The organism is Trichocoleus desertorum ATA4-8-CV12 (assembly GCA_019358975.1).
GTDB classification, from domain to species: domain Bacteria; phylum Cyanobacteriota; class Cyanobacteriia; order FACHB-46; family FACHB-46; genus Trichocoleus; species Trichocoleus desertorum_A.
In genome coordinates this window covers 15,034-29,992 of record JAHHIL010000051.1, presented here as the reverse complement: position 1 = coordinate 29,992, position 14,959 = coordinate 15,034, and the positions used below count along the sequence as shown (strand labels likewise).

At 49.6% G+C, this 14,959-nt stretch carries 13 protein-coding genes and 1 pseudogene; 6 read left to right on the top strand and 8 right to left on the bottom strand.

From position 1 onward, the window contains the following. Positions 1-204 (bottom strand): hypothetical protein, encoded by a 204-nt coding sequence (locus KME12_23345; GenBank protein MBW4490719.1) that lies wholly within the window; start codon positions 202-204, stop codon positions 1-3. 44 nt (positions 205-248) lie between these two features. Next, positions 249-1,289 (bottom strand): response regulator, encoded by a 1,041-nt coding sequence (locus KME12_23340; protein ID MBW4490718.1) that lies wholly within the window; start codon positions 1,287-1,289, stop codon positions 249-251. A gap of 509 nt (positions 1,290-1,798) precedes the next feature. Between KME12_23340 and KME12_23335 the strand changes: the two genes are divergently transcribed. From KME12_23335 to KME12_23315, 5 genes and pseudogenes are all read left to right on the top strand, one after another. After that, a complete protein-coding gene (locus tag KME12_23335) occupies positions 1,799-3,853 on the top strand; it encodes a PAS domain S-box protein (protein ID MBW4490717.1) in 2,055 nt (684 codons plus the stop codon). Positions 3,854-3,864: 11 nt separating this feature from the next. Further along, a complete protein-coding gene (locus KME12_23330) occupies positions 3,865-4,311 on the top strand; it encodes a response regulator (GenBank protein MBW4490716.1) in 447 nt (148 codons plus the stop codon). A 218-nt stretch (positions 4,312-4,529) separates the two neighbouring features. Next, positions 4,530-4,790: pseudogene (locus KME12_23325) on the top strand (helix-turn-helix transcriptional regulator). 78 nt (positions 4,791-4,868) lie between these two features. Then, a complete protein-coding gene (locus KME12_23320; GenBank protein MBW4490715.1) occupies positions 4,869-5,096 on the top strand; it encodes a PAS domain-containing protein in 228 nt (75 codons plus the stop codon). 42 nt (positions 5,097-5,138) lie between these two features. Beyond that, positions 5,139-6,848 (top strand): PAS domain S-box protein, encoded by a 1,710-nt coding sequence (locus KME12_23315; protein MBW4490714.1) that lies wholly within the window; start codon positions 5,139-5,141, stop codon positions 6,846-6,848. A 374-nt stretch (positions 6,849-7,222) separates the two neighbouring features. Here the strand turns inward: KME12_23315 and KME12_23310 are convergent, their stop codons facing one another. The 4 genes from KME12_23310 to KME12_23295 all read right to left on the bottom strand — a co-directional run bounded on the left by KME12_23310 (position 7,223) and on the right by KME12_23295 (position 9,272). Further along, the gene (locus tag KME12_23310) at positions 7,223-7,558 is read right to left on the bottom strand and encodes a hypothetical protein (GenBank protein ID MBW4490713.1); all 336 of its coding nucleotides are present in this window, start codon (positions 7,556-7,558) and stop codon (positions 7,223-7,225) included. Positions 7,559-7,748: 190 nt separating this feature from the next. Further along, a complete protein-coding gene (locus KME12_23305) occupies positions 7,749-8,192 on the bottom strand; it encodes a hypothetical protein (protein MBW4490712.1) in 444 nt (147 codons plus the stop codon). A 1-nt stretch (position 8,193) separates the two neighbouring features. After that, positions 8,194-8,739: an IS630 family transposase gene (locus KME12_23300; protein ID MBW4490711.1), complete on the bottom strand. Its 546-nt coding sequence runs from the start codon at positions 8,737-8,739 to the stop codon at positions 8,194-8,196. 17 nt (positions 8,740-8,756) lie between these two features. After that, positions 8,757-9,272, bottom strand: coding sequence for a helix-turn-helix domain-containing protein (locus KME12_23295; protein ID MBW4490710.1), 516 nt, complete (start codon positions 9,270-9,272; stop codon positions 8,757-8,759). Positions 9,273-9,528: 256 nt separating this feature from the next. On the opposite strand from KME12_23295, the gene KME12_23290 reads away from it, so the two are divergent. Next, a complete protein-coding gene (locus KME12_23290) occupies positions 9,529-11,259 on the top strand; it encodes a WG repeat-containing protein (protein MBW4490709.1) in 1,731 nt (576 codons plus the stop codon). On the opposite strand, the gene KME12_23285 is transcribed toward KME12_23290, so the two are convergent. Continuing rightward, positions 11,260-13,611, bottom strand: a complete 2,352-nt coding sequence (locus KME12_23285; protein ID MBW4490708.1) for a hypothetical protein — start codon at positions 13,609-13,611, stop codon at positions 11,260-11,262. Positions 13,612-13,719: 108 nt separating this feature from the next. Continuing rightward, positions 13,720-14,919 (bottom strand): FAD-dependent monooxygenase, encoded by a 1,200-nt coding sequence (locus KME12_23280; protein ID MBW4490707.1) that lies wholly within the window; start codon positions 14,917-14,919, stop codon positions 13,720-13,722. Positions 14,920-14,959 lie beyond the last annotated feature (40 nt).

The following is a 14,959-nucleotide window of genomic DNA, read 5'->3' as shown; positions in this document are numbered from 1 at the left end:
TTATCCCTCTTCTCCTAGAGGATCAGCAGAATTCATTAAGAGAATGCTGGAAACATCCAGCAAGCCCTTTACTAATTTTGCTTCACTCGTGGCATTGCGTTCGAGCGTTTCCAGCGCCCGTGCTGTTGTCTCTGGGTCAAACGATCGGGTTTGTAATAAGCGTGCCCAACCGAGAATTGCTGCCAGTGGGGTTGAATTTTGAATTGTAGTTCAACCCTTTACTCAGCCCTGAAAACTCAGCACTTTCCTCAATACCCAGCCAATTGAGCCACCATCTCAATCCATTCGGTGGGATGAGCTAATTTGTGTAAACGCGCCTCATAGCCAGCCTTCAGCGCCTTCTCTCGATCCTCATCCAGATAAGCGGTGATCGCGACGGCAGGAATATGCCCCCCCTGCCCAGCTTCCAAAGCACGAATTTGCCGAATCAGGCTGTAGCCATCTCCATTAGGCATCCGAATATCACTCATCAACACATCAGGATGAAATTGCTCTAGCTCCTCTAACGCTGCCGCTGCGCTGGCAACTGCCCTGACACCAATGCCATAGGATTCCAAAACAGTGGTGATAAATTCGCGGATATCTGCTTCGTCATCGACCACCAGCACCCGTAAGCCATCTAGAGCTTGAGGTAATTGTGACAGGGGAGTTCTTCCTTCTGTTGAGGTGGCTTTCAGGGGTTGTTGCCCAGCCAGGGGAGCGATCGCTTTGGGCAACTCTGTAGGCGAAACCACCTGCTGAGATTGGCTCAAGTTGTACACCCCAATCCGCAGGCTTTCAATTAGCCCATCCAGATTACGAGCGGGCGCAACATGCCACTCAGAAGCAAACGGTTGCCCGTTTCGTGGGCGTACATTCATCTGCCAAACTTGTGTCCCATGATGTTGGGAAAGCTGGCTCAATTGAGTCCGAAAGGCTAAGCGGTTGCTTCGCAGTTCCCCGGAGGGGTAATCGCCTTCTGCCACATACAAAACCAGAGGTTGCCCGACCAGATAACGTTCGGGCACGTTGAGGAGTTGAGCGATCGCCCTATTCGCTTCCAGAATGACACCATTGGCATCGGTGACCAAATAAGCGATCGGAGCGGACTGAAACAAACTGTGATAGTGGAGCAAATCGTCCTGAATAAGCCCGATCGCCTCCAAATCTGTCTGCATCTGCTCATAAATCACGTGCAGATCTTCAAGTGCAGCATCAATTTCCTGCCAAGCTTCTACATCTTCCCGTTGCAACGCTGCAATTCGCTGCCGAATCACTTGAAAATGCAGCTTAACTTGATCGTCACTCATAAATCATGCCTAGTGATGTCGCCTATTAACTGGTTCTATCTTGCAGTCGTTACATCAGTTTCCACTCTTTTCAGTGGCAAGATAAAGCTATTCCTCTAGTCTAGTGAATCCTATAAAGAAGCAACCAAGAGATTTGGAAGGGTGATGCGCTGGAAGGCAGGTTCAGGTGGTGTATCAAGAATGCCATATCGTCGTAGTGCGGTTAATCGCTCTGTTTCAGCCAGTAGAAGTGATTATGCTCAGGTTGGTCAGAATTTAAGCTATAGCATAAGCAGGGAGGGCGATCGCAACGCAATATCTACTTCCAACGAGGGAATGCAACTTTTATGGATGTAAGAGATGGTGAATTATAACATCTCTTATGTATGCTATCTCTATAAACTTGCTGCGATCGGGTAGCCAGCAGGTTCTAACGCAGTATTTCTCACAGGAAGAATAGAGTGCGTGATGGGCGAAGGTGGTGAATCTGCTTCTGAGAATTTGTTTGCGGGGGTGAAGAGGGGAGACTGATGCTGGATTTTCAACGGTTGTTTGCAGCGGTGCCAGATCTGTACCTCGTATTAGCCCTCGATTTTGTGATCGTCGAGGGCAGTGATGCTCACTTTCAGGCAACCAACACAAAACGAGAAGCGGTTATCGGTCGGAATGTGTTTGATGTCTTTCCAGAGAATTTCAACCATCTAAATGCTAAGGCTGCCCAAAATTTACGAGCATCCCTAGAGAGCGTGGTGCAGAATCGCCAGCCGCATACAATGGACGTGCTGAAGTATGACATTCGTCGCCCCGAATCTGAAGGGGGTAGGTCTGAAGAACGCTACTGGAAGGTGGTAAACTCGCCCGTCTTTGATGAAACTGGAGAATTGACGCACATCCTTAACCGATCAGAGGATGTGACCGAGTTTGTGCAGATGCAGCAGCAGCGATCGCAGTTTCAGCAGGAGGCAGTCGCCGCCAAGCAGCAAGTTGAAACCATTTTGTCGAGCATCCGGGATGGGTTTTATGCCTTCGATCGCGATGGGCGGTTTACCTCGGCTGAGTTTGACACTCAAATCGCCAGCATCGCCCTTGAGCGCGATCGCTCCAATCTTGCTCTGCGCGAATCGGAAGAACGGCTGCGACGAGCGTTAGCGATCGAAATGGTTGGGGTCATTTTCTTCAAAGCCGATGGCAGCATTACCGATGCCAACGCCACTTTCTTACAAATGATCGGCTACAACCAGGAAGATGTTGAGCAAGGGCGGGTGCGGTGGGATGTAATGACACCACCAGAGTGGATGCCCGCTTCTCTGTGTGCCATCCGGGAGTTTGAATCTACCGGGCACACAACTCCCTACGAAAAAGAATACATCCGCAAGGATGGCTCACGCTGGTGGGGCTTGTTTACAGCAGAACGGATCAATGAAACAGAGGGCGTGGAATTTATCATTGATATCAGCGATCGCAAACAAACTGAAATCGCCTTACGCCAAAGTGAAGCGCGCTTGCGGTTAATGATTGAAAGTGCGAAAGAATATGCCATTTTTACCCTCGATTTCAATGGCATTGTCACCAGTTGGAACGCGGGTGCCAAACGCTTGCTGGGATATGCAGAAGCAGGCATTCTCGGTCGAGACGGTCGCATCATTTTCACGCCAGAAGACGCTGCACGGGGAGCTGCTGAGCGGGAAAGACAAACTGCTCTGACGCAAGGGCAGGCAGAAAATGAACGTTGGCATGTGCGGCAAGATGGTAGCCGCTTCTGGGGTAGTGGCTTGGTGATGCCGTTACAGGATGAAACGGGTGTCGCACAGGGATTGATCAAAATCTTGCAGGACAAAACCATCCAAAGACAGATTGAAGCAGAGCGAGAGCAGCTTCTGAAACGAGAACGAGCGGCACGAGAAGAAGCCGAACGAGTGAATCGCCTCAAAGATGAGTTTTTAGCCGTGCTATCGCATGAGTTGCGATCGCCGCTCAACCCCATCTTAGGTTGGTCAAAGCTGTTGCAAGACCGCAAGTTTGATCAAGCGCGAACCGCCGATGCCCTGGCGACGATCGAGCGCAACGCCAAACTGCAAGTGCAACTGATTGATGATTTACTCGATGTGTCTCGAATTCTGCAAGGCAAACTTAGCCTCAATGCCACTCCCGTCAATCTAGCAACAATCATTACTGCTGCATTGGAAACCGTACGGGTAGCAGCATCTACAAAGTTGATTCAAATTCAGACAGTACTGGAACCAGAGGTTGGGCAAATCTTAGGGGATTCTGGTCGATTGCAGCAAGTCATCTGGAACCTGTTATCTAACGCTGTTAAGTTCACTCCCCAACGAGGACGTATCGAAATTCGCTTAGAGCAGGTTGAGGCACAGGCTCAGATTACGGTTAGCGACACCGGGAAAGGGATTGCTCCTCACTTCTTGCCCCATGTGTTTGAGTACTTCCAGCAAGCTGACAGTACCACCACTCGACAATTTGGGGGCTTGGGCTTAGGCTTAGCGATCGTCCGTCAAATCGTTAGCTACACGGTGGCACTGTTCATGCAGCCAGCCCGGGTGAAGGGCAGGGAGCTACCTTTTTGGTGAAGTTCCCGCTGATGCCGCCACAATCAAGGCTTCCTCAGACGGGTCGCGAGTCCAAACCTTCTTCAGGTCTCCAGGGAATCAAGGTGTTAGTGGTAGACGATACGGTTGATATGCGCGAGTATGTCGCCTTTGTCTTAGAACAGGAAGGGGCAGAGGTTGTGACTGCCGCTTCAGCCGCAGAAGCGATCGCCGCATTCGCTCAGTTCCAGCTAGATGTTTTGTTGAGCGATATTGGTATGCCTGACATGGATGGCTATATGCTAATGCAGCAGGTGAGACAGCTATCTCCACCCGGCGGTCAAATTCCCGCGATCGCCCTGACTGCTTATGCTGGAGAGATCAATCAGCAACAGGCGATCGCGGCAGGATTTCAGCAACACATTGCTAAACCGATCGAGTCAGCGGCATTAATTGCTGCGATCGTCGATCTTCTCAACCCAGAAAAAGTTGAAAAATAGGTTTCCGAAAAGCTCCCTTTACCCCTGCACCCCATTCAAGAATCAAAAAGGATTGCTATATGGGATCTTCCTTGTTCGTCACACTCAATGCCATGCATTTGTTTAAGGCTCAACGGAAGGATGCTTAGTTTCTTCATGTTTCTATCTCTTCCGATGCATAGGACAAGACTATACCAGACGGTATAACTAATGTACGCAATTTAGTATGGTCACGCTCTATGCCTGCAATCAGCACAAAGCGCAACGCTGAAGGAATCGAACAGTTAGATCTGGCAGCGTTGGTGAGAGAAACCCGATAGCGGCTTAAACTCTCGCAAGCCAAGTTTGCTGAAAAACTGGGAGTTTCTTTTCAAAGTGTGAATCGCTGGGAAAATGGGCGCACCAAACCCTTACCTGTTGCATTGAAACAGATTGAGTACTTGCTGCATCAAATGGGCGAGACAGGTAAAGATCTGCTGGTTCAATACTTTTCAAAGTAAGAGTGGAGGCTTAATTCTCCCAATCTGCATTCCTCTAGTTCTTCAGGCAAGAATTCGTCTCAAAACAGTCCTCAACGCATGACCGAAACGAATGCTCAATCAACAACAGAGGTCGCAAGTTGTTCACCCCAACTGCCCGATTTAGCGCTGCAAATCCTCGATAGTAGCGATGACTGCATCCAGGTGTTGGATTTAGACGGGCGAATTCTGTTCATGAACCGGAGTGGGCAAGCGTTGTTGGGTATCCAGGATCTAACGCCTTTCCTCAATACCGCTTGGGCGGATTTCTGGCAAGGAGCTGATTAGCGGGTCTCGATTGAGGCGATCGCCAAAGCCAAGGTAGGGGAAGTGTATACCTTTCAGGGATACCGTCCAACAACCAGCGGTGAACCGAAGTGGTGGGATAGCAAGGTCAGCCCCATGCGAGGAGCAGAGGGGCACATTGAACAGTTGTTGTGCATCTCGCGTGATATTACAGAGCACCAGCGCGTTGAAAACGAACGCAAGCGTGCCGAAGAAGATCGCCAGCAAACAGAAGCCGCCTTACAAGCATCTGAAGAACAGTTCCGCCGATTTCTGGTAGTTGGTTCAGATTTGCAAGTGATTACGGGCAACGATGGATATTTCCATTGGGTCAGCCCCACCTTTGAACGACTACTGGGCTGGACATCTGCCGAAATGATCTCTCGACCCTGGCTTGAGCTTGTCCACCCGGATGACATTCCCACCTCCGAACTGGAAACTGCCAGCTTATTTTCTGGCAACGAAATCTTTGCATTTGAAAATCGCTATCAGCACAAAGACGGCTCTTACCGCTGGTTGCTCTGGAATGCTAAGCCTTACCCAGCCGAACAGATCATTTACGGGACTGCTGTTGATATTACTAAGCGCAAGCAGGCAGAAATGGCTCTGCGGGAAAGTGAGGAGCGGTTCCGCACATTGACCGCTACAATTCCCCAACTCATTTGGACAACAACACCCGATGGCACCGTAGACTACCTGAGCCAGCAATGGGCAGACTACATCGGTTTACCGCCAGAGCAGCTTTATGACTGGCACTGGCAGAATGTTGTTCACCCAGAGGATTTGTCAAACACACTGCGCGATTGGAGATACAGTCTGCAAACAGGTGAATCGTTAGAGATTAAACATCGCTTCCGTTTCCACACAAGTGAATGGCGCTGGCAGTTGGTTCGCGGTACTCCGATCAAAGATGAGGCTGGACAAATCACGAAGTGGGTCGGAACCTGCACGGATATTCAGAATGAGATTGATGCTCAGACAGCATTGCATCAGAGTGAAGCTCGTCTCCGTACCGTTGCTGCCAACTTGCCAAATGGGGTTGCCTTCATTGTAGATCGTGAGTTGCGCTATCAACTGGCAGAGGGCAAAGCACTAGAGGCAACAAGCTTTACATCTCAAGATTTGGTGGGCAAAACTATCTGGGAGGCACTCGATCCCAGTCTCGCAGCAATTTACGAGCTTCATTACCGTCAGGCGTTGTGCGGTGAACCCTTTAGCTGGGAGCATAATAGCCACGATCGCCACTATATCTCGCATGGCGTTCCTTTATACGACGATCGCAGTGAAGTAGAAGCAGTGCTGGTCGTATCCTATGACATTACTGATCGCAAACAAACAGAAGTTGCTTTGCGTCAATCTGAAACCCGTTATCGAACGCTATTTGAGTCAATTGATCAAGGCTTTTGTGTGATTGAGGTGCTGTTCGATGAAAACAGTAAGCCGATTGATTACCGCTTCTTAGAAATCAATCCTGCCTTTGAGCAACAAACGGGACTGATTGATGCACAAGGCAAGCGAATGCGTGAGTTAGCGCCTGATCATGAAGAGCATTGGTTTGAAATCTATGGCAACATTGCGCTCACGGGTGAATCCAATCGCTTTGAGAATCGTGCCGCAGCTTTACACCGTTGGTACGACGTTTATGCGTTTCGGATTGGGCAACCAAACGAGGGAAAAGTTGCAATTCTCGGTAGTGCATTAAATCATTGTGGGATAGGAGGAAATATCGTGCCAGCTCCACGATCGCGTGGGTAATCCTGCCCGCTGTGTTGCTGTGGTTTTGAATCGGCTATGTTGCCAGATCCCGTTGAAGTAGCTCACCACTAGGCGAGTTGTCACTCTCGTTTGTTCCCACACCTTGCCAAACTTATTCTGTCGTCGTTCGCGTAGCGTGCCGCAGGCTTAGCCATCTTCCCGTTTGTTGCCGTATCGTTCCATTGGGGCGCTCTAATCGCTGGGTTGTGTCTTTGCCAATATGGTGCTGAATCTCACCAGGTAACACTCGTTCGTACCCTCCCTAGTCATCCGGATTCAACTGCTTGCACGCTGTTTTTCCTTCGGGGCTGACCCCTAACTGCTCAATGAACACATCAGTGTGTTTGCCCACACGGGCAGCGAGAATTAAACCACTACAACGGGCAAGACTTAGCCCAATCCAGCAATCTCCCTGCTCCCGTTCTTAGGGGAACATTGCTTCTGTTTTTTGAAACGAATGACCACATTTCATCGGCACACACCTCCTTTGTTTGTACTGCTTGAACTTCGGCGTTATGTACTAATTGTGCTTTTTGACTGGCAGCGCGAACAAGGCTGACGACGGTATTGTAGGCCAGCCCAGTCGTGCGACTGATACCCCGCAAACTACTCCCTTCACTGTGGGCTTGCAGCACTTGGCGAATTTGTTCAGCACTGATATGACGACGGTAGTAGAGACTATCGAGGATTCGGAAAAAGTTTGATGGCAAGCAGGACAGAGATAGCGTTGATGACCCTGAGGCAAATCAATTACTTTCACGAAAAGCTGAATTGTGACAACGTGATTGTAACTTCTGAAACGATTTCTAAAATTGAAACCAAAGCTTTCATAGATTAGGGGATTAGCGTTTTGAAAATAACTAGACGATACAACAGTTAAATTGATGACTCATGATTGACTCATCTGGCTCCGTTTTGTCGCAATAGTTTCTCGTAAATCCAAAACTCCTCTCCTGGAGGCGATTGATAGCCAGATTCTTCAAGTGCCTTAAAGATTGGTTGACGATTCGGAAAAAAGCCACTCACCACTTCATAGCCTTGCTGTTGGGCTAATTGACGCATCTCGCTCAATAGCATCGATAAGCTGTCTGCTCTGCCTTCAACACAGCCCGCCCACAGTGCCTCATTAGAGCTTTCCAAGTGGCTTTGAAGAAATACACTTTGCAAGACTTCTTCTTCATTTCTGATTCCCCAAACTAGTCCTTGATTGAGGCGATCGCGTAGAGCTTGAGCTGTTAACGCTTGCCACTTGGCTCCTCGGCACACAAACAAGCGGTTGGCCTGAGACTGCTTGAACAGAGACGAGGCCGCATCGAAGGATTCTAAACCGAGTTGTGATACCAATTTAAACAGCGTTCAAGGCAGATAGAGCATCCAAGATAAAGGGATAACCTGTGATAGAAGCAATCACTTCAGGCGTTAACTCAGCTAGCAGCTGATCGACTTTGGTTTGTAGTTGAGCCAAGGTCTTGAACGAGGCCCATTTGAGATCTGTCTTGAGATGTTCCCACAATCGCTCCGTTGGATTTAACTCGGGACAGTAAGGCGGTCGAAACAACAGAATGATATTCTCTGGCACCACTAGACCCTGACCCTTGTAGAACCGTCTGTTATCGACCTGAACAATATTGAGACTATCTGGATAAGCCTGAGAGAACTCATCCAAGAAGCGCTGATAGCACTCGGTATCGACAGGGGAAAATTGCAGAAAAAAGGCTTCTCCCGTTGCTGGTTCGACTGCTCCATAGAGCCAGAAGGCTTTGAACAACCACTGCCACTGTCCAATGGGCTTGACTCCACAAGCTGTAATCAAGTGTCCGATCAGCGTGTGCAGTCCAAAGCGGCTCTCATCCTGAGCAAAGTAGCGAATCGGGCGGTTGTCTTGGCGCACTGGAGTGGCGTGCTGACTCAGCAGGTTGAGGTCGTCTGTAAGGTTTGCTTAAACGCCTCTCGCTGCTGAGGGTCTTGTCGGCAATTTTGAGGACGGGCCACTTTCAGTTTGGCTTGGAGTCGATAGCGCGTCATCTGATAGACCGCGTGATATTGAGCCTCTATCCCCAGCGTCTGAGCCAACCACTGCTGCAGCGCTCCGTAGCTTTGAAATCCTCCATGATTAGGTTCTTCTAGGCGCTTGGCTAGGGCCTCTTCTGCCCATCGCGGAATCACCTGCACCCCTCCCGGCGATTTCTTCACGTCCAGCATCGCTTCGACTCCCCCTTCTCGATCCATCGATAACCAGGTTTGCACCGTGTTGCGATGTTTCCCCACCGCTTGGGCGATCGCGCTGATACTCGGTGCCTGCTCTTGCTTGAGCCAGTAGAGCACTTGCAAGCGTTCTTTGGCGGTTGGCGTAGCTGCTTGGCGCAACTGTTCTACGAGGTCATCCAAACTTTCCTTCACGTCAATTGAGGTGACGCCAGCCATCAGCAGAGCAGACGAAACAACTCCTCTCAGCCTAGCTTATCTGCCCTCTGCCTAATTTAAATTGGTATCAGAAATCCCATCAAGCGCTGTTGACTGATCGGGAGCTAACTGAATGGCGCAATTGGTTGCGTGACTGTGTTACCTCAAGCTAGGTTGTCCCAAATGACTATAAAGCTTCATCCAATCAGGCGTAGTGGTTAGCCCTCTAGATTGCTCAGACTGGTAATGAAGCCTGAATCTCTGGGAGAACTTGTTCATGTCCGGTGCCAAAAGATTGGGGACGGTGGCGATCGCTACTTTTTCCTTATGGAGTATGAGTTCGTCGGTAGCTTGGGGTTTTACTGATACCTCTGCTTATTGGGGGCGGGCTTGTATCGAGCAGTTGTCCCAGCGCCGATTGGTCAACGGGTATCCAAATGGTACCTTTCGTCCCGATGCCAGCGTTACACGAGCTGAGTTTGCGGTCTTTATGCTCAACGCCTTTCCTGATCTGCCACGATCGCGCAGTGCTCCAACGTTTCGTGATGTATCGCCTACCTATTGGGCTTACCGAGCGATTCGAGATGCTGCGGAACGCCAGTTTTTCTCTGGTTATCCTGATGGCACTTTTAAGCCAACTCAGCCGATTCCACGAGTGCAGGCGATCGCGGTAGTGACCAGTGCCCTAAAGCAGGTAGCGCCTAGTAATCCTGATTTGATTTTGCAGCAAAACTTTACTGATGCGGCTCAGGTGCCAACCTATGCCAAAGGCGCGATCGCAGCGGCTACCCTCAACCGTTTGGTAGTGAACTATCCTCAAGTTAAACAGCTACGGCCCAACCAAGGAGCCACCAGAGGCGAAGTCGCAGCCCTGCTTTGTCAGGCGCTAGCTCCAGGTGAAACGATTCTAGGGCAATATGTGGCTGGAAATTCCAGTCCTGGGACTCAAAACTTGTTTGCAATTCCGCCTGCAACCACTGGATTCCGGCGATTTTCTCAAGGATTAACCGTCGCTAGCATTGATGGACGCTATGGTTATATTGACACTACGGGCAAGACCGCGATCGCACCTCGTTTCAATGTGGCTTTGCCCTTTTCGGATGGCTTTGCAGCTGTAGGTGTGATTCCGGATGCCTCAGGGACTCGCTGGGGCTACATCGATCGGCAAGGGCAATGGCTGATAGAACCTCAGTTTGCTAATGCCGAGCCTTTCTCGGAAGGGCTAGCAGCGGTGAGAGTCGGCGATAAATTTGGTTTTATTGATCGTACTGGCAAGCTGGTGATTACGCCTCAATTTGACAGCGTGCTCTCGTTTACCGAAGGATTGGCAGCGGCGCAACTCAATCAGCAATGGGGTTACATCAATCCTCAAGGGCAGTGGGTAATTTCTCCGCAATTCTCTGGCTCAGTGAAAGCGTTTAGCGAAGGTTTAGCAAGAATTGAACGCGACAATCGTTTTGGCTTTATTGATCGGACTGGTGCGGTTGTGATTCCACCTCAATTTGTTGATGCTCAGTCTTTTGCTGGGGGACTGGCGGCTGTGCAAACAGAGGCGGGTTGGGGATATGTTGATAAAAGCGGCAAGCTCGTGATCCAGCCTCAGTTCTATCGTGCCCAGTCTTTCGCTGAAGGCTTAGCAGCTGTGTCAATCGCAAATAAATGGGGGTTCATTAACACTCAAGGGGCGATCGCCATTCCAGCTCAATTTTATGCCCCCCAAGCTCGAAGTGAGACAGGAGCCTCCGTAGAGCCTTTTGGGGGAGAGGTGGTTCTACCGTTCTCTGGTGGGCTGGCAATGGTACGGCTGGGCGACAAAGCAGGCTTTATTGATAAAACTGGAAAGTTTGCGATCGCGGCTCAGTTTGCCGATGCAGACTCTTTCTCCGAGGGGTTGGCACGGGTGAATGTGGGTGGACGCTGGACTGCTCAAGCTCTAGGTCCTGAAGGCCCGTATACAACTAGTTTTGCAGACGGCGAGTGGGGGTACATTCGTGTGCCTAGACGTTAATCAATCTGACCAAGCTTTAACCTGCTGGTGTAAAGGAATCTCAATGATAAATTCGGTTCTTTTTCCGGGAATGGAGATACAGTCTAGCGATCCACCGTGGTTTTCGGTAATGATTTGGTAGCTGATTGACATCCCCATGCCCGTTCCCTTACCTACTGGCTTAGTGGTGAAGAAGGGATTGAAGATATGCTGCTTTACCGCTGGAGACATGCCGGGACCATTGTCAGAAATCTTGATCACAACTTGGTTGTCAAGGTTGAGGTGAGTGCTGATGCGGATTTGGCTGGGTGACGCGATCAGTTCTTCCCAACTGCGTTGTTTGTTGTTTTCTTCCAAAGCATCGATCGCATTGGTCAGCACATTCATGAATACTTGGTTGAGCTGTCCTGCATAGCACTCCACCAACGGTAAGTTGCCATATTCTTTGATCACGGCGATCGCAGGGGATTCTGGCTTAGCTTTGAGGCGATTCTCCAAAATAATTAAGGTGCTATCAATTCCTTGGTGGATGTCAACTGCTTTGAACTCTGCCTCATCTAAGCGGGAGAAATTGCGGAGCGACAGCACAATTTGCCGAATCCGCTCGGCCCCCATCTGCATGGAAGACAGCAACTTGGGTAAATCTGCCCTGAGAAACTCTAGATCCATCGCTTTTGTCTCAGCTTCAATCACAGCAACTGGCTGAGGATAATGCTCCTGATACAAACTAATTAGGTTTAGTAGCTCTTGGATGTAGTCATGAGCAGGGGCCAAATTGCCATAGATAAAGTTGACAGGATTATTGATTTCATGCGCTACGCCTGCCACTAGTTGTCCGAGACTCGACATCTTCTCACTTTGGATCAACCGCGACTGAGTTTGTTGCAGTTCTTGAAGAGTGCTTTCTAAATCTTGGGTCTGCTGACGCAAGGTTGCAATCACCTGTTGCAATTGGTTTGTTCGCTCCTCAACCTGCATCTCTAAATTACGGTTATTTTCAGCGAGTAAGTTTTCTGTAGCTTGCAGAGCTGCGTTCTTGGCTTCTAGTTCTTGGGTGTAGGCTTCTAGGGTCTGCAACAATCTCCGGTTCTCATCAAAAATACGAGAAATCCTCTCAAACCAAGGCTGCCAACTACTGGGGATATCCAACTTTTCAGAGATAGATTCCTGTCCAGCTCCTTGGCTGGTAGTTTCGATATGTTCTACCAATTTGCGAGCAGGCTCAATAAATTCTCGGCGCGTTAGTTGACTGGCGGCAACGAGAATCAAACCCAGTCCAGGGAGAAGCGCTAGAAATAGCCAACTCGTCCCAGACAAAGCCTTTATAGCAAGGGCTTGCTGAGGTACCCAGAGAACTAACTGCCAGGGAGCATTAGTTAAGGGGTGATGCAAGACTAAATAGGAATCAATGGAGTTAACTTGGTCAGCGGGAGTTTGTAAGATTTGTTTTAACTGACTTTGTAGATTGGGTGGCAATGCTACTTGAGCTGATTTAACTTCCTTATCTGTAGAACTGACTAAATAAGGATGAGCTAACAACTGATCGTATTGATTAATTACAAATAAATTTGCTTGGCGATCGCGCTGAGCATCCGAGTTTTTAATAAAGTCATTCAGGACATCTAGGGTGAAATCTAAATCCACGGTGCCTAGAAAAGTATCTTGGTCATAGATAGGCTGAGCCACCGTCACCATCAAACCTTTACCCGCTGTATCTGTATAGGCGCGAGTCCAAAACCGTTGGCGTTGCGGATTATTTTCCGGTAACCCTAACTTGTAAAAATCCTCATTGTAGTCACCCTCTTTGAACAAATAATCTTTGCTGGGCACCCAAGGATAAAGAGTGACAAACTTACTTTTTGAGATGTAATATACCCAAGCCAGATTCGGGATATTTTTTTTGGATGACTGAAACAGAGCATTGAGCGCGATCGCCATCTCAATCTCTCGCTTAACGCCAGGTGATAGTTGCTCTAAAGAACCTTTACCACTCAAAGCTCCTACCATTTTTTCGGTAAAAGGCGGCTGGATAGGGTCCAGCGCAAAATAATCTTGATTCGGTAGATTCTTCAGTTGAGAGAACAGCGTCGAAGGCGGCTCACCTGGAGCATGAGTCAGCAAATAGGATTCAGCTTCCGTGTGCAGCGCACTGATATGGTCAGCCGCTCCTTTGACCAAATAGTTGAGGCTGGAGGCTTCTTCTAAAAATTTAGTTTGCAGTTGCTCTACTTCATTCTGGTAACGAGAACGAAATTGTAGGTAAAACAGCCCACATGATACGACAGTGACTAGCGAAAAGGTAGCCAGGATAATCCGGTTATACCCCCCAAAGAAATTGGCGCTAGAATGCTTGCCTCGGACGCTCTTTCGCATGGGTTATCAGCCACTCTCTCGTACATTAGCCTGCCTATTTGCAGGGTACTCACACTGGAGTGAGATAACCTCAGCCATTTCATGCAACAAACTGCGTGATCTGACCAGTCACACGATCAACTGAATAGGTGCAACCCCTTGGCGTAATTGATGTTGACGTTGCACCCAGGAGTACCGCACTAGAGGACGAACCAAGGGCGCAAACTGGCTCGCTCCCCAACGCAGGAAGGCACTATGCTCTAGAAGGTCAGCTTGGGCTGCTTCTTGGCGCTGAAGTTGCTGCACTCGGATAATTTCTGGTTCGCGATCGCCTTGAATCTGGGGTAATACAGCCGCGATCGCCATAGGTTCTGCTTCTGCCTGTAGTAGAGGCACTAGATGATTAGCCGTCACAATCACATCTCGCAACGCCATATTGATGCCTTGGGCGCGAATTGGAGACATGGGATGAGCCGCATCCCCCAGGAGCAACAGCCCTGGTACAGACCATTGGGGGCAGCGTCCCACGACCACCGATAGTAAAATCGGGCCTTCTAGGGTCGCGGCGTTTTGGCGGAAATGCTCAGCTAGCCAATCTGGGGAAGTGGCAGCTAGTCGCTCAGCCCAATTTACCTGCTGCCAATCTTTTGACTCCGATGAACGCAAAGCCCAACCCAGTTGAAGCTCGCCCTCGGAACTACGAAACAAACCTAAGGCATCACGATCTTGCAAAATCGAGTAAAAGACATTTTCCGATTCAAAGCGGGGATGATCGGCTAGCTTGAACCAGAGGATGTCAAAGCTCTGAGACTGTTGCTCTAGAGTCAAGCGCGATCGCTGACGCACAATGGAATTGCGACCGTCTGTCCCAATCACCAAATCCGCTGCGAGTTCACGACCATCGCTCAGCTTAATCCCTGCCACTCGTTGTTCCTGCCACAACAAGTCTTGCACAGGCGTGCCTTGCACCAACTCAAAGCTCGGATAAGTCTTTGCCTGCTCAATCATTGCTTCTAGCAAAGCCGTTTGCGACACTAGGGTACAAGGTTTACCCCCTGATTCGATCGGTTCCGCCACCCGAAACAGAAGTCGCTGGTTGAGCCAAAATTCCCAGGCATCCAAGGCGCGATGAGGAAGGCGATCGAGCACAGCAGATAAGCCCATTTGCTCTAGGGCATCCAGACCGCTCGGCATCAAACCCTCCCCCCGAAAGGTGCGCCGAAACGTGGGAGCAGCTTCTACGAGCTTCACGGAGATACCCCGCTGCCCTAGAAGCAGAGCCAGTGCCGCCCCCGCCGGACCAGCCCCAACAATTACAACCTGAGTCATGACTGAGAAGCGTTGATAGAACCTTGTAGTCTCATCTTCT

Bases quoted from the DNA above. Each gene is read 5' to 3' on its own strand.
- KME12_23280 (MBW4490707.1), bottom strand. From the start codon at position 14,919: ATGACTCAGGTTGTAATTGTTGGGGCTGGTCCGGCGGGGGCGGCACTG.
- KME12_23340 (MBW4490718.1), bottom strand. From the start codon at position 1,289: ATGAGTGACGATCAAGTTAAGCTGCATTTTCAAGTGATTCGGCAGCGA.
- KME12_23295 (MBW4490710.1), bottom strand. From the start codon at position 9,272: ATGGCTGGCGTCACCTCAATTGACGTGAAGGAAAGTTTGGATGACCTC.
- KME12_23335 (MBW4490717.1), top strand. From the start codon at position 1,799: ATGCTGGATTTTCAACGGTTGTTTGCAGCGGTGCCAGATCTGTACCTC.
- KME12_23320 (MBW4490715.1), top strand. From the start codon at position 4,869: ATGACCGAAACGAATGCTCAATCAACAACAGAGGTCGCAAGTTGTTCA.
- KME12_23290 (MBW4490709.1), top strand. From the start codon at position 9,529: ATGTCCGGTGCCAAAAGATTGGGGACGGTGGCGATCGCTACTTTTTCC.
- KME12_23285 (MBW4490708.1), bottom strand. From the start codon at position 13,611: ATGCGAAAGAGCGTCCGAGGCAAGCATTCTAGCGCCAATTTCTTTGGG.
- KME12_23330 (MBW4490716.1), top strand. From the start codon at position 3,865: ATGCCGCCACAATCAAGGCTTCCTCAGACGGGTCGCGAGTCCAAACCT.